This is a genomic window from Pseudoalteromonas sp. AS84 (assembly GCF_038900255.1).
Lineage (GTDB): Bacteria > Pseudomonadota > Gammaproteobacteria > Enterobacterales > Alteromonadaceae > Pseudoalteromonas.
This window is the reverse complement of sequence record NZ_JBBMQY010000002.1, coordinates 340,899-355,751: the sequence shown is the minus strand read 5'-3', so window position 1 is coordinate 355,751 and position 14,853 is coordinate 340,899. Positions and strand designations below refer to the sequence as shown.

The 14,853-nt window shown below is 39.4% G+C and carries 12 protein-coding genes; 7 read left to right on the top strand and 5 right to left on the bottom strand.

What is annotated here, in order from left to right; translation table 11 throughout:
* Positions 1–76 precede the first annotated feature (76 nt).
* The 6 genes from xylB to WNY79_RS03895 all read left to right on the top strand — a co-directional run bounded on the left by xylB (position 77) and on the right by WNY79_RS03895 (position 7,412).
* Positions 77–1,534, top strand: coding sequence for a xylulokinase (gene xylB / locus WNY79_RS03920; RefSeq protein WP_342875207.1), 1,458 nt, complete (start codon positions 77–79; stop codon positions 1,532–1,534).
* Between the two features lie 30 nt (positions 1,535–1,564).
* Entirely contained in the window at positions 1,565–2,884 is a 1,320-nt protein-coding gene (xylA, locus tag WNY79_RS03915) for a xylose isomerase (RefSeq protein ID WP_024599023.1), read from the top strand.
* Between the two features lie 39 nt (positions 2,885–2,923).
* Positions 2,924–3,862 carry a transaldolase gene (gene tal / locus WNY79_RS03910; protein WP_342875206.1) on the top strand — a complete coding sequence of 313 codons (939 nt, stop codon included), beginning with the start codon at positions 2,924–2,926 and terminating at the stop codon, positions 3,860–3,862.
* 58 nt (positions 3,863–3,920) lie between these two features.
* Positions 3,921–5,939, top strand: coding sequence for a transketolase (gene tkt, locus WNY79_RS03905; RefSeq protein WP_342875205.1), 2,019 nt, complete (start codon positions 3,921–3,923; stop codon positions 5,937–5,939).
* A gap of 107 nt (positions 5,940–6,046) precedes the next feature.
* The gene (locus WNY79_RS03900; protein WP_342875204.1) at positions 6,047–6,430 is read left to right on the top strand and encodes a hypothetical protein; all 384 of its coding nucleotides are present in this window, start codon (positions 6,047–6,049) and stop codon (positions 6,428–6,430) included.
* A 13-nt stretch (positions 6,431–6,443) separates the two neighbouring features.
* Positions 6,444–7,412, top strand: coding sequence for an aldose epimerase family protein (locus WNY79_RS03895; RefSeq protein WP_342875203.1), 969 nt, complete (start codon positions 6,444–6,446; stop codon positions 7,410–7,412).
* Between the two features lie 57 nt (positions 7,413–7,469).
* Here the strand turns inward: WNY79_RS03895 and WNY79_RS03890 are convergent, their stop codons facing one another.
* Positions 7,470–8,618 (bottom strand): endo-1,4-beta-xylanase, encoded by a 1,149-nt coding sequence (locus WNY79_RS03890; protein ID WP_342875202.1) that lies wholly within the window; start codon positions 8,616–8,618, stop codon positions 7,470–7,472.
* Positions 8,619–8,787: 169 nt separating this feature from the next.
* On the opposite strand from WNY79_RS03890, the gene WNY79_RS03885 reads away from it, so the two are divergent.
* On the top strand, positions 8,788–9,234 hold the full coding sequence (locus WNY79_RS03885) for a cupin domain-containing protein (protein ID WP_342875201.1): 447 nt from the start codon (positions 8,788–8,790) through the stop codon (positions 9,232–9,234).
* A gap of 145 nt (positions 9,235–9,379) precedes the next feature.
* On the opposite strand, the gene WNY79_RS03880 is transcribed toward WNY79_RS03885, so the two are convergent.
* From WNY79_RS03880 to WNY79_RS03865, 4 genes are all read right to left on the bottom strand, one after another.
* A complete protein-coding gene (locus WNY79_RS03880; protein WP_342875200.1) occupies positions 9,380–10,195 on the bottom strand; it encodes a hypothetical protein in 816 nt (271 codons plus the stop codon).
* Between the two features lie 9 nt (positions 10,196–10,204).
* Positions 10,205–10,621, bottom strand: a complete 417-nt coding sequence (locus WNY79_RS03875) for an STAS-like domain-containing protein (protein WP_342875199.1) — start codon at positions 10,619–10,621, stop codon at positions 10,205–10,207.
* Positions 10,622–10,634: 13 nt separating this feature from the next.
* Positions 10,635–11,831 carry a hypothetical protein gene (locus WNY79_RS03870; protein ID WP_342875198.1) on the bottom strand — a complete coding sequence of 399 codons (1,197 nt, stop codon included), beginning with the start codon at positions 11,829–11,831 and terminating at the stop codon, positions 10,635–10,637.
* Positions 11,832–12,254: 423 nt separating this feature from the next.
* On the bottom strand, positions 12,255–14,477 hold the full coding sequence (locus WNY79_RS03865) for an endo-1,4-beta-xylanase (RefSeq protein WP_342875197.1): 2,223 nt from the start codon (positions 14,475–14,477) through the stop codon (positions 12,255–12,257).
* Positions 14,478–14,853: the final 376 nt, after the last annotated feature.

Genomic DNA, 14,853 nt, shown 5'->3' with positions numbered 1-14,853 from the left:
TAAAACTAGCTTGACTTAACAATATCAAATCATTAATGTTAGCGCTAACACTAAAACAACATTAAGTATCACATTTATGTTCCTTGGTATCGATTTAGGCACTTCAGGTGTAAAAGTAATTATTTTAGACGAGCAAGACCAATTGCTTGCTCAAGCAAGTGGATCTTTAAGCGTTTCACGCCCAGCACCACTTTTTTCTGAGCAAAACCCTACAGACTGGTGGCTTGCTACATGTAGTGCAATCGAGGATCTTAAAAATACTCACCCTGCATTACTAAATTCGGTAAAGGCTGTGGGCCTTTCTGGGCAAATGCATGGCGCTACGCTGCTTGATAAAAACAATAATATTATTCGCCCAGCCATTTTATGGAACGACGGGCGTAGTGCTGCACAATGTGTCGAGCTTGAAAAACGCGAACCAAATTCTCGTAATATTACCGGCAACATAGCAATGCCTGGTTTTACTGCACCTAAATTGGTGTGGTTAAAAGAGTTTGAGCCAGAAAATTTTGCAAAAGTAGCCAAAGTATTATTACCAAAAGACTACCTACGCTTTTTAATGACCGGCGATTTTGCATCAGATATGTCTGACTCTGCAGGCACATTATGGCTAGACGTAGAAAAAAGAGCATGGTCGCAAAAAATGCTTAGTGCTTGCGACTTAAAAGAGCAACACATGCCTACTCTTTTTGAAGGCACACAAATTACAGGCAAATTAACAGCCCAAGTTGCTGCTAAATGGGGAATGGAGCAAGTACCTGTTGTTGCTGGCGGTGGCGATAATGCCGCAGGCGCTGCCGGTGTAGGCGTAGTAAAGCCAAAACAAGCGTTTTTATCATTAGGTACTTCGGGCGTTTACTTTGTTGCCAACGAAAAATACCTGCCTAACCCAGAAGGTGCTGTACATACTTTTTGTCATTGCATTGAAAACACCTGGCACCAAATGTCAGTGGTGTTAAGCGCAGCAAGCTGTTTAACCTGGGTCACTAAATTAACTGGTTTTGAAAACGAAAGTGCATTGCTTGAACAAGTAAGTAAATGCGACTTTAGCAAACCAAGCTCAGTGATATTTTTGCCTTATTTAACTGGCGAACGTACGCCGCATAATAACCCCGATGCCAAAGGCGTGTTTTTTGGTTTAGACAGTGATACCGATGCAGCAGCCCTTGGCCGCGCAGTACTCGAGGGCGTTGCTTTTGCCTTTGCCGATGGCCAACAAGTACTGCTTGATGCCGGCGCACAAATTGACGATGTAACCGTTATTGGTGGTGGCGCTAAAAGCCCACTGTGGGGAAAAATCATCGCAAGTGTACTTAACCGCCCCCTAATTTACCGAGAAGGCTCAGAAGTTGGTCCCGCATTTGGCGCTGCAAGACTTGCCCGAATAGCAGTAACACAACTCTCTGCACAACAAGTGTGTGTTAACGGCAAAGTAACGCAAACCATTGAGCCAGACCCAATCATGCAAAACTTTTACGCACAGCAATACACAACATACAAAGCACTTTATCAAAGTGTAAAAACATACTTTTAATACACTATTATAAAATTAATGGAGCACAATATGAGCGAGCAATTTTTTACAAACGTTGAAAAAATTAAATTTGAGGGTGAAAACTCTAAAAACCCATTTGCATTTCGTTACTACGACGAAAACCAAGTAGTGCTTGGCAAAACAATGAAAGAGCACCTTCGTTTTGCAGCTTGTTACTGGCATAACTTTTGTTCTACAGGGTTTGATATTTTTGGTGAAGGTACGTTTGACCGTCCTTGGATCCAACCTGTGGGCAACCAATTAGAACTTGCTGAACAAAAAGTAAAAGTAGCCTTTGAATTTTATGAAAAATTAGGCGTTCCTTACTTTTGTTTTCATGATGTTGATATTGCCCCTGAAGGCAAAACACTACAAGAAAGCCACGATAACGTAACGCATATCGCTAACATTATCGAAAAAGAAATGCAGCGCACAGGTGTAAAACTACTGTGGGGTACTGCTAACTTATTCTCAAATCAGCGTTTTTGTGCCGGTGGTGCAACAAACCCTAATCCTAATACGTATGCATATGCAGCAGCACAAGTTAAACATGCAATGGAAATAACGCATCGTTTAGGCGGCGAAAATTACGTACTTTGGGGTGGTCGTGAAGGTTACGACACGCTACTAAATACAGACCTTGCACAAGAAAGCGAACAGTACGCACGCTTTTTGAAAATGGTTGTAGAGCACAAGAAAAAAATTGGTTTTAAAGGCACATTATTAATTGAGCCAAAACCACAAGAGCCAACTAAGCACCAGTACGATTACGATACAGCAACAGTTGCAGGCTTTTTATACAAGCACGGCTTACAAGACGAAATTAAAGTAAACATTGAAGCAAACCACGCAACACTTGCGGGTCATAGTTTCCATCACGAAATTGCAGTTGCTTGCGCAGAAGGCATTATGGGTAGTATTGATGCTAACCGTGGCGACATGCAAAACGGTTGGGATACAGACCAATTTCCTAACGATGTAGCTGAGTGCACACTTGTTGTTTACGAAATTTTAAAAATGGGTGGCTTTACAACGGGCGGCTTTAACTTTGACACTAAACTTCGTCGTCAATCGTGTGAACGCGATGACTTATTCATTGGCCACATTGGCGGTATGGATACGATGGCTAAAGCATTACTCAATGCAGCAGCAATGATTGAAGGTGGCGAGCTGTCTGACTTTGTTGAAAAACGTTACGCAGGCTGGAAAGAAGACCTAGGTCAAAGCATTCTAAATGGTGAGCAATCACTTGAGAGCCTTTCAGCCTTAGTACACGAGAACAACATCGATCCTAAGCAAGTTTCTGGTCGCCAAGAACTGCTTGAGAATATTGTTAACCGCTACGTATAAGGACATCGCCTCGGTTTTAAAGCCGAGGCGTACATCATTATGAACTTGTTAGAACAACTCAAAAAAGTAACCACGGTCGTTGCCGACAGTGGCGATGTAGAGTCAATCAAAGCCCTACAACCGGTTGATGCAACAACCAATCCTTCGTTAATTTTACAAGCTGCAAAATTACCTCAGTATAAACATTTAATTAGTGATGCTATAAGCAAAGCTGGCAACGACGTTGACGCTATTTGCGACCAACTTATTGTTAACTTTGGCTGTGAAATACTAAAGGTAATACCTGGCCGTATATCAAGCGAAGTAGATGCGCGTTTATCGTTTGACACCAAAGCAAGTATTGCCAAAGGGCGTAAGCTTATTTCGCTTTACGAGCAAGCGGGTATTTCAAAAGACCGCGTACTTATTAAACTTGCTTCAACATGGGAAGGCATTAAAGCCGCCGAACAGTTAGAAAAAGAAGGTATTAAGTGTAACTTAACCCTGCTTTTTTCGATGGCTCAAGCCATTGCATGCGCACAAGCTAACGTAACGCTTATATCTCCGTTTGTTGGGCGTATTCTTGATTGGTACAAAGCGGCTGAAAACAAAGAATACACTCCAAGCGAAGATCCTGGTGTGCAGTCGGTTACAGGTATTTATCAGTACTACAAAAAGTACGATTATAAAACAGTGGTAATGGGCGCAAGCTTTAGAAACACTGAAGAAATAATCGAACTTGCTGGCTGCGATTTACTGACTATCTCGCCATCATTACTCAATGATTTACAAAGTCAAGAAGGTACTCTGGTTACTAAGCTTGACGCTGCAAATATTGCCAAAGCACCGCAAAGTGACATAACCCCACTCACCCACGAGCAATTTTTATGGCAGCACAACGAAGATGCAATGGCCAGCGAAAAGCTCGGTGAAGGTATTCGTAACTTTGCCAAAGATCAGCGTATTTTGGCTAAATTGGTTGAAGACTTACTAAACTAATTTCCCTCAAGCCTGCCATATTATGTGCAGGCTTTTTTAATTTTATTTGAGGTAATACATGACTCAGCTTTCTTCTCGTGCGCCTTTTGCAAATGCTATTCGCGCACTTAGCATGGATGCGGTACAGCAAGCAAATTCAGGGCATCCGGGCGCACCTATGGGTATGGCCGATATAGCCGAAGTACTGTGGAACGATTTTTTAAACCATAATCCAAACGATCCAAATTGGGCAAACCGAGACCGCTTTGTACTCAGTAACGGTCACGGATCTATGCTTATTTATTCTTTATTGCATTTAAGCGGGTACGAACTACCACTAAGCGAGCTTAAACAATTTAGACAAATGCATTCAAAAACCCCAGGCCACCCTGAATACGGTTACACCCCAGGTGTTGAAACAACCACAGGCCCGCTTGGCGCAGGTTTATCAAACGCTGTAGGTATGGCCATTGCCGAAAAAGCCCTAGCAGCACAATTTAACAAAGAGAGTTTTGATATTGTAGATCATTACACTTACTGTTTTATGGGTGATGGCTGTTTAATGGAAGGCATATCGCACGAAGCATGTTCGCTTGCAGGCACACTAGGCCTGGGTAAACTTATTGCTTTTTGGGACGATAACGGCATATCTATCGACGGACACGTTGAGGGCTGGTTTACCGACGACACCGCTAAACGCTTTGACGCTTACGGCTGGCATGTAATAAAAGATATAGACGGCCACGACCCAGAGCAAATTGCCAGCGCCATTGCACAAGCAAAACAAGTGAGCGATAAACCTACTCTACTTTGTTGTAAAACCGTGATTGGTTTTGGCTCGCCAAATAAATCAGGCTCGCACGATTGCCATGGCTCGCCATTAGGTGATGACGAAATAACTGCGGCGCGCAAATTTTTAAACCTCCCAAATGAAGCATTTAGTATCAGTGATAATATTTACGCCCATTGGGACGCTAAACAAAGCGGTGATAAAAAACAAAAACAATGGCAACAACTGTTTAGTGACTACACCAAAAGCCACCCTGAGCTTGCCAAAGAATTTGAACGCCGCGTAATTAAACGCACCCTGCCTGAAAGTTTTGAAGCTATTGCAAACGACTACATTGCACAGTGCAACAAAGACGCTGCCAACATTGCAAGCCGAAAAGCCTCGCAAAACACCATTGAAGCCTTTGCCCCGCACTTACCAGAGTTATTGGGTGGTTCTGCCGATTTAGCTGGTTCTAATTTAACGCTGTGGTCTGGCTCTAAAGGCATAAGCGCAGATGACGCCAACGGTAATTACCTATTTTATGGCGTACGCGAGTTTGGTATGAGCGGCATTATGAATGGCATATCACTGCACAGTGGCTTTATTAATTACGGCGCTACATTTTTAATGTTTATGGAATATGCCCGTAACGCAGTCAGAATGTCGGCACTTATGGGTATTCAAAATATATTTGTGTATACCCACGACTCTATAGGCCAAGGTGAAGACGGTCCAACTCACCAACCTATTGAGCAACTAGCCAACCTACGTATGACGCCAAACCTAGTCACATGGCGCCCGTGTGATGCAGTAGAAACTGCTGTATCGTGGAAAAACGCGATACAAAATCAGCAGCAACCTACCGCGCTTATTTTTAGTCGCCAAGGGCTCAACCACCAGCCACGTAGCGCTCAGCAAATTAGCGACATAGAAAAAGGCGGCTATATTCTTAGCGAAAGCAATAAAGCACCTGAGCTTATTTTAATTGCAACGGGTTCTGAAGTTGATTTAGCAATGCAAGCCGCAAAAGAGCTGACAGCACAAGGTGTTGCAGTGCGTGTGGTATCAATGCCAAGCACCACATTGTTTGACCTGCAATCAGACGATTACAAGCAAAGTGTATTGCCAAACTCGGTAGCAAACCGTATTGCAATTGAAACATCACACCAAGATTACTGGCTTAAATATGTTGGCTTACAAGGCAAAGTAATTGGTATGAGCACTTTTGGTGAGTCGGCGCCAGGTAACGTGTTATTAGAGCATTTTGGCTTTACCACCAAAAATGTAGTGAGCACCGCGCAGGTGTTAATTAAAGCCAACGCTTAATATATTTAGTACGCGTAATGCGCTAAATAATCCAAACTTTATCCAATTAATGCGCTAAGCCTCCCAAAGCTCGGCGCATTTTTACAATTAACCAACAAAGGTGAACTATGAAATACTTACTATTAATTATGCTTTTTAGTGCGAGTACTAGTTTTAACGCATGGGCAAATGACGAGCAAAATGATGAACTAATGCTAACGATTTTTTTAAAACACGACCAATCAAAAAACCTCTCTGAAATAAAAGAAATACTCAATAACGCTAACTTTTACAAACATTTTCCGCCAGAGGGCGCAACGGTAGAATCTTGGAAAGTAATGATGGGCATAGGGCAAGTAGTCACTTTGCGCTTTCCGGCAGCGTTGTTACCAAAAGTAAACTTATCGATTGAACGTTATGGTTGGAAAGCTTACAGCACTGAGTTTTATCCAACATACGATCTGTTCCCAATCGTAAAAGAAGAAATTAATAAAGCTAGAACGAACAATTAAAAGAGTAACCAACATGACAACTTCAATTGTTCAATACACACTAAGTAATGAAGCAAACGACACTATTTCTATTATTAACTACGGTGCCCGGCTTACCAGCTGGGTTACCCATGTTGATAATAAAAAACGAAATATTGTACTTGGCTATTCTAATATTAATGACTATTTAAACGACACGTTTTACTTAGGCGCTGTAGCCGGCCCTTATGCAAACAGGCTAAGTAACGCCCAAATAAGCATTGATGATAAAGCCTATGCACTTAATAAAAACGAAGGAGTAAACCAACTTCACGGCGGCCAAAAAGCATTAAGCGACTTGTTTTGGCAGCTCGATTATCATCACAAAAATGCATTAAGTTTAAGTATTACCCTACCCGATGGATACAACGGCTACCCAGGTAAAACTACATTTAACGTGCTGTATACCTTTACCACTAACAGTAAAAGCCACAGTAATCTTGATATTAAATTTACAATTACCAGTAATAAAAAAACCATTGCAGGGCCAACAGCACACCCATATTTTAATTTAAATGGCATTACTAACAGCGCACAAGGGCATACATTAAAACTGGCCGCCGCGCATTATACCCCCGTAGATACAAACGCCATTCCCACAGGTTTAATAACGCCTGTAGCAAATACCACTTTTGACTACACAAATGCGCGGGTGCTTAATAAAACCGATAAGCTCGATCATAACTTTGTAACCGAACAAACACTTAACCTGCAAAACAATAAGCAACACGCAGAGCTTACAAGCGCCGATACAAAACTAGTGCTGAGTGTATTCTCTAACTACCCTGCCATTCAGGTTTATACAGGGCAGCATTTAAAAACTCCGTTTAATGCATACGACGGTATATGCCTAGAACCCCAATTTTTCCCCGACAGCCCTAATAACCCACACTTCCCATTTAGCTATTTAACACCACAAGTGCCTTTGCAAACGCATATTAGTTACTGCTTAACTACTATGTAAACCAAAAAAGGATCGCTATTAAGCGATCCTTTGCGGGAGGTTAAATACTTAGTGCGATTATAAATCGCTTACAAAGCTTTTAAGTTTAAGCTCACGGTCAATTAATAATGGGTAATCGGTGCGCCCTTGCATTGGCCAATCGTTTCGCCAAGTGCGTGCATCGCTTATGCCCCAAAATGTAACGCGGCTTACTTTATCGTCATGCTTTTTAAGTATGTTAAACACGGCTTTATAGCGCTCGCCTAACTGGGTGTTTACTTCACTAGGTAAACCATCTGGGTATGGATTAAAGCGCTCTTGCAAGGCAATATCTAACGAAATATCAGCGCCTTGCTCTTCACCTTCAGGGAACGGTAATACCGAAATATCAAGCTCGGTTATCATCACATCAATGCCAGTGGCTGCGTATGCCAAAATAGAGTCTTCCATTAACGAAAGCTCTGGGTTATCAAGCGAGTAATGCGCTTGCATACCAATACCATCAATTTGAATACCTTTGCTTTGCAAATTTTTAATAAGCGCAATTGCACCAGCTCTTTTTTCTGGCTTATACAAGTTGTAATCGTTGTAATATAACTTGGCATTAGGTGCTGCCTGTTTAGCGTATTTAAACGCGTATTCTATAAAGTCGTCACCAATAATGGTGCTCCATTTAGATTCGCGCAGTGTGCCGTCTTCGTTTAATGCTTCGTTTACCACGTCCCAAGCAAAAATGCGGTTTTTATAACGCCCTGCAACAGCATTAATATGGTTTTGCATGCGCTTAAGTAATGCATCGCGCGTTAGCGGCTCGCCCTGCTCGTCTTCAAAAACCCAATCAGGGGTTTGCGAATGCCACACTAATGTGTGCCCAACTAATTCTTGGCTGTTCTCTTGTGCGTACTGAACTAGCGCATCAGCAGCTTCAAAGTCATACGTTTCAAGCTCTGGGTGTATACGCTCCCACTTCATTGAGTTCTCTGGCGTAAAAGTATTAAATTGCGCTTTAGCTACGTTTAAATCTTCAGGCAAAGCCCCTAACACTTGGTCGCGGCTAATCGCTGTACCAATTTTAAAGTGGTCTTTAAATTGCGCTTTAAGCGTTAATTGCTCCGGCGCTTTTTGCGATTTTAATGTCGGTTTACTTTGCTCTGCTGAGCCATTACAGCCAAGTGCAAGGCTCGACATTCCTAATAAAATAGCAATCGTAAGTTTATTTTTATGCATGATGTACCTGTTGTGTGTTTTTTAGTGTGCAACGTAAACTTAACACCATATAGTCCTTTTGACAACAACGTTTTATTAAAATAGACTGAACAAAAATAACACAGCATACATTTCTTAATTGCATACCTAACTAGCAAGATAATTAGTAAATAAATTAGCAAGGACACACATGAAAAACACAACAAACACCTTATCACTAACAGCCGTAGCCATTTTTGCATTAATGGTCGCATTAACTGCTGCATTACCTGTCAGCGCAGCAGATAAACCCACACAACTTACATCAGCTATTGTGAGTCAAAAAGACGCACACATTAGTCACTACGAAGGCGGCGATTTTCATACCTACTTTTATGGCGATACACCACTCACCAAAGGCGCTATTACGGGCGTTGCGGTTATTAAACCTAATAACGAAATACATCCCGCCCACCAGCATCCCGATGAAGAATACTTAATGATTCTAGAGGGCTCAGGTACCTGGACACTTAATGGCAAAAGCCAACCAGCACGCACCGGAGATATTTTATTTGCAGCCCCTAATGACCTACACGGTATTTATAACAACGGCGATGTGCCACTTAAGTTTGTGGTAGTGAGGTATCAGGCTAAGTAGTTTTGAGTGGTTTTTTAAGTGAAAGTGAAAAAGACCAGAGAATGATGCACAAAGAGGTTAAGAGACGCTTCGCTTTTAGAGGAAATAAACAGCCTGATATTAGATCAGGCTGTTTTTTACAAGTAGTGTTTAGCTCTTCGGAATTTTATTTTGTATGCTGGGAAAACTTCAAAAGTATAGATTTTAACCTAGCCGTTTGAGTAGATATTTTTGTAGCTATTGATTTATCACATTTCTTATCTACAGTTTCAAAACTACTACCAGTAGCTAGGTCGTAAACTTTTTCAATGATCTCAGTTACTTTAGTTTTTTGTTGAAATTCTTTTTCCGACAAAGATGAAATAAACTCACCTAAACTTGCCCTAAGCACAGTAAATTCAGACTTTATTTTTAATTCTAAACGCTCCATTTCCTTTGAATTATAGTTATCAGCTTTTTCATCAGCAATTTTATCTTCAATCCAATATAAAATTGCTGTTTTTTCAAAACTATCCAAAATAGAAATTGAAATATCTGCAAAATGTGATTTTTTATTTTCATTATTAATATATTTTTGATAAACATAATTGACAGATAAAGCTGCAATAGCAGCTACGATGGCTCCTATCACACCTGAGGTTATAGCAAGGGAATATGAACCATCTGGTACACTTGAGATTGCTTCAACTAGTTTTGATGTATTTTCTTTTTGGTTTTCAGAATACTGAATAAAACTAGTATCTAACTTATTTATGAATAATTGATAATATTCCTTATCAATCATATTTCTTTTTATTTCAACAGAAGCAGTATTTAAATTAGATATATTTTCATTTAATCCACAAAGCTCTTCTTCAAGATAATGCTTAAGATCCGTAAATGAATCTGCAGTTGTTATTATCTCATTATCATAATTTTCGTTAATTAAACTTTCTATAGTTTTATCAACATCCTTCGTATTTGTTACTTCCGTATAACTCATACTATTTACCTACAAGAATTCTTTTATGAAATTTTTATCAATCGAATCATTGTATCTTTTTTCATCGACTGCTGCTTTTTTAGATGAGATATATTTCATCGAGTTGTATTTAGCTTCATCGAGATACTTATAAATTTTATCTGCGTAGAATTCGAAATCAGTATCTTGGTAAACCACCTCAATTTTTGACTTAATATACTCTTTATCAAAGTAACCATGTTTGACTAAGCCTCCAAATGCTTCAACTAAGAATGAAGAGCCGTAACCCTCGACATTTTCATCTATATTGATTTTAAAAGGTTTTCCTGCAGCTAAAATTGGTTTTAGAACTTCTTCTCTAAATTCTTCACCATTACCATCTCCATCAGTGTAATACCTTCCAGCTGGATCATCTGAGAATTGCTTGCCAATAAATAGAGTCTTCATTTTAAATATGCCATTAGCTAAGTTTTACGTTCCAGACTATAAGTGTACCATTTAGAGGCCTTTCCATACTTATAGTTTTTGATTGTTCTTTACCTTTATCAATCCAACATTTATAGAGTCCATGATAACTTAAGATAGACAAATAACCTGCTTTTCTTTCTCGAATAAACTCTAATAAGTCTTGTAAACCTTTCCCTCTATCTGTTTGCATTGTGCTTGTTCGATCAATAGAAACCGCAGCTTCTAGAAGTCTTGCATGTTTTTTATGCTCTACTGAAGGAATATTAAGCTTAGTAAAATAAGTTAACACTTTTTCCCATATTTCTGATGCGGGTAAAGAATTTGGGATACCTACGCCTTGATCATAAAAAGCAATTTTCATTTCATTGGTCGATTTATTAAAAGACCCTGTTAAATACCAAGACTTTTCTTCGCAGGATTTACTTCCTGGATACGCATGGTGTGTTACATTTGTTACGGCTTCAGTTAGACCACTATGCAAAATAGTCCACTTATCTACTTTTGCACCAACAAGTTTAGAAATTTCAGCTTTTAATTCTTTTTTCTTATCTTTAGCCTCATCAGAATTACCACATTGACCTCGAACATATCTTACAAAATCTACGTCGGGAGAACTTTTTTGAGAAATAACTGATTTTTCAGGCTTATTATTAAAAAGATCAAAAAATCCTAACTGTTCAAACTGTATATATATATCTTCGTGCCATTTTTCAACCTGTGGTTTTAATTTTTTCTTGATCGAAATATTCCATTTTGACACTTCAGCAGTAAGCACAAGGGCTGCCGATGTTGAGATACTGGCCAAAGAATCAAAATTAACACTTCTCAGCTTATATGCTTTGTGAGGGATTTTTCTAGATTTATAAACTTCAAAAACAGAAACTAACTTTCTTATTGCAGTTAAGCACTGAACTGTTTCATCTTGATTATTAGAGAAGTTCATCGTTTCAGGTAAATGAATAACAAGCCCATTATACTTTAGCTTTTTCCCCCTCATATCATTGGTAACTTTTAGCCCGTCGCCAATTTCTTTTGAGACCCATTCATTTACATCTTGCCAAACAGATGCATTACATTGTTGCTCCCTCTCAGAAACATTTCTCATTTTATTTGAACTAGGATGACCGTTCCGCTCATAAATGATTCTTCTGACATCGCATCGACGTTGTTTTTCTGTTATTTTTTTCACTAAACATCCTTATTAAGAACATAATTTTGGGTACAAATATGTTTAAAGTTAAGTGTATTTCAATTGCCTCTTTAAAAATACAGTTTCCACTGCTAATTTCTGATGATTTTGCTATCAAATCAAGATAAATTGCAGGTTTCAACGTTTTACTCCTAGATAATTAAACTGCCTTATATATTATTGCTTCTTCAATTAAAAATAAAAAAACAATTATTTCAATCGTAATATCATGACAATGAGTAATTTTTTCTACTTGGAATTGAGTGGCATTTTATTAAGGTACACCATGCATATAATCCTCAAAAGACAACGCTGATTACCCTGCTGCATCCTGCATAAACAATTAAAGCCCGCGCAAAAAAATAGTCTGTATAAAAAATACAGACTATTTAATCCGGGGTTAATTACTTTTAGGTAGGTTTATTATTCAACCAAAGTGACCGATACGTCGTCTACATAAAAATCAGCAGTCAGTTCGTTTGACTCCACATAAAGTAAAGCGGCGCTTTCCTGCGTTGTGATTGAATGTGTGTAAGTGCCCGAAAGCTGTACCCAGTCACCCGCGTTAACGATAGTGACGGGTGTAAGCTCAAGGTACTCGGTGCTAGTGTGCTCTATTTGTAGCGTTAGTTTTATTCCTGGCGACACAGTAGTGCTGTCGTCAGATAACTTAACCCACGCAGATACGTTATAGGTTTTATCTGCTGTAAATAAGCCTTTTACATCTTTTTGAATACCGTTCCACGTTTCCGTACGCCCTTGTACTAAAGCGCTATTATTACCACTGTGGGCTTGGGTTGCATCTAAAGTAATGCTTGCACTACCACGGGCTTGCCATGAATCAAGTCCGGCTTCAAAGTCGCCATTAGTTAACAGCTCTGATGAAGGTGCTGGCTCAGCTACTTCAATTAGCTCTTTTAATGCATTAGCAAATCCTTGCAAGGCAGGCTTTGCAGTAAAGTCATTAAAAAATAACAGTGGCCATTCTGTTGTTGGCTCTGGCCAGTTTTGTAACCAACTATCCTCGTCAATTACGCCCCAAATAGTTATGCCACCGCGTTGATCTTCAGGTACAGTTTCTAGGTATGTTTTAACAATATCGTAGTAGTACTGCTTTTGTTCATCTGCTCTTTCACTGGTTAAGTAAGTTAGAGGAATGCCGCCTTCGTTGTTCATACGAACATCTAGCTCGGTAATTTTCACTTTTATTTTAGGCCGAATATCGACCACTTTTTGAAGGTGTGCCTGAATGGTTGAAATATCAGGGCTGTTAAGTGAAATATGAGATTGAAACCCTATACCATCAATAGGCACGCCATTGTTGTGAAAATCGTTAACCATATTGATAACAGCATCTAATTTATCAGCATTCCAAATCAGGTTGTAATCGTTGTAGTATAAGTCGGCATCAGGGTCGGCCGCTCTTGCTGCTTTATAGGATAACGGTAAAAATTCAGCACCTATATTTTCAAACCACACAGATTCGTCGGCGCTGTCGTTTGTGGTTTTTTCACCACGGTATTTACCATTTTCCATAAACGCTTCGTTAACTACATCCCAGCTAACTACCGTATCGTTATCGCCTTCTTCTTCAAAATGAGTGGCAACTTGAGTGATATGATTTTCCATCATGGTTATCCACGCAGCTTTATCACCTTGAAAACTTTGCATCCAAGGTGCAATTTGCGAGTGCCACACAAAAACATGACCATGTACCGTGAGTGAGTTGTCTTTGGCGTAGTTAACTAGCTCATCAGAATCATCGTAAAAAAATTCACCTTGGGTTGGTTGTAAATAGGTAGGCTTCATAATGTTTTCAGCAGAGAGTTGATTAAAGTGTTGTTCAATAATCGTTTTAATCTCTGGTCTGTCTATTATGCTGTTACCAAATCCACCCGCAGGAACAGCTACACCAATATTAAAATTAGGTGCTAATGCTTTTAAACTTTGTGCTGTCACTTCGCTGTATTGAACATCAGGTATTTCTTCTGCTGGTACATCGTCTAAAATAAAGCCTGAAAATTCGTCTAGGTAAATAGACTTGTTAATGTTCTCTTCTTTTGAAAAGTGAATTGCCAGCCTAACTAAAGAGTCAGCTTCGGCTGTTGCGGCTGTTAATGTTATTTTTTGCCACTCGCCTGTGAGTGTTTCTTTTACTAGGCTAAGTTGACCATAATCTGGCGCAGGTGTTTGAATCCAAAAATCGGCACTGGTTCCCTCTTCACCTTTGGCCCAAACACTAAACTCGTAATTTTTACCTCCAGTGATAGGAAGGTCTTCATAAGCTATTTCAATTCCCCATGGGTTGTCACCCAATGTATTAACAATAACCTCAGCTGCTTTGGTGCCTTTGTAAGTATTAACGCCTTCTTGCGATTCAATTATCTCTATAGTAGAAGTAGCGCTTGATTCTTGATCTGGTCTAAATACCCAATTTCCGACGGGCGTTGTTTGCCCTGTAGTGTCTTCTTCAAACCCACCATTTGCTATTTCAGCTGCTATTGGCGCTTCAGGCGCTGGAGTATCAGGGGCTACTACTTCCGGTATAGATTCAGGCACCGGTGTATCTTTATTATCCCCCCCGCACGCCATTAATAGTGATACTAAGGTCACTAATCCGGTGTTACGAAAAATCGATTTATTCATTTTTTATTCCTTAGACTAAAGCAATAAATGAGTTGTTTTTAAACTAGGTGCAGTAAAGCCATTTGAGTGAATAAAATATGATAAGAGTATTTCTACTGCATCATCAAAAGCTATTATTCAATATGACTACAACTAATTAGAAAAACAAACAGTCATTTATATTTATTATTTTAATATCTCTTCAAACGTTAATATTTACTTTGTACAACGGTACAAATATAAATTTAAAATCATAAAGTTATAGTTAAGGTTTAAATTAAAATTTATTGTTTTATATCGTGTGTGTGAATATGCAATCATAAAATTAACCTAAAACCAACACCGTTATAGTCCAATTAACAATAAGGATCAAGGCTAAAATTTGACCCGTTTCATA

Coding starts and splice junctions, on each gene's coding strand:
- WNY79_RS03875 (WP_342875199.1), bottom strand. CDS start 10,621: ATGAAGACTCTATTTATTGGCAAGCAATTCTCAGATGATCCAGCTGGA.
- WNY79_RS03890 (WP_342875202.1), bottom strand. CDS start 8,618: ATGCATAAAAATAAACTTACGATTGCTATTTTATTAGGAATGTCGAGC.
- WNY79_RS03885 (WP_342875201.1), top strand. CDS start 8,788: ATGAAAAACACAACAAACACCTTATCACTAACAGCCGTAGCCATTTTT.
- WNY79_RS03865 (WP_342875197.1), bottom strand. CDS start 14,477: ATGAATAAATCGATTTTTCGTAACACCGGATTAGTGACCTTAGTATCA.
- WNY79_RS03895 (WP_342875203.1), top strand. CDS start 6,444: ATGACAACTTCAATTGTTCAATACACACTAAGTAATGAAGCAAACGAC.
- WNY79_RS03880 (WP_342875200.1), bottom strand. CDS start 10,195: ATGAGTTATACGGAAGTAACAAATACGAAGGATGTTGATAAAACTATA.
- tal (WP_342875206.1), top strand. CDS start 2,924: ATGAACTTGTTAGAACAACTCAAAAAAGTAACCACGGTCGTTGCCGAC.
- xylB (WP_342875207.1), top strand. CDS start 77: ATGTTCCTTGGTATCGATTTAGGCACTTCAGGTGTAAAAGTAATTATT.
- xylA (WP_024599023.1), top strand. CDS start 1,565: ATGAGCGAGCAATTTTTTACAAACGTTGAAAAAATTAAATTTGAGGGT.
- WNY79_RS03900 (WP_342875204.1), top strand. CDS start 6,047: ATGAAATACTTACTATTAATTATGCTTTTTAGTGCGAGTACTAGTTTT.
- tkt (WP_342875205.1), top strand. CDS start 3,921: ATGACTCAGCTTTCTTCTCGTGCGCCTTTTGCAAATGCTATTCGCGCA.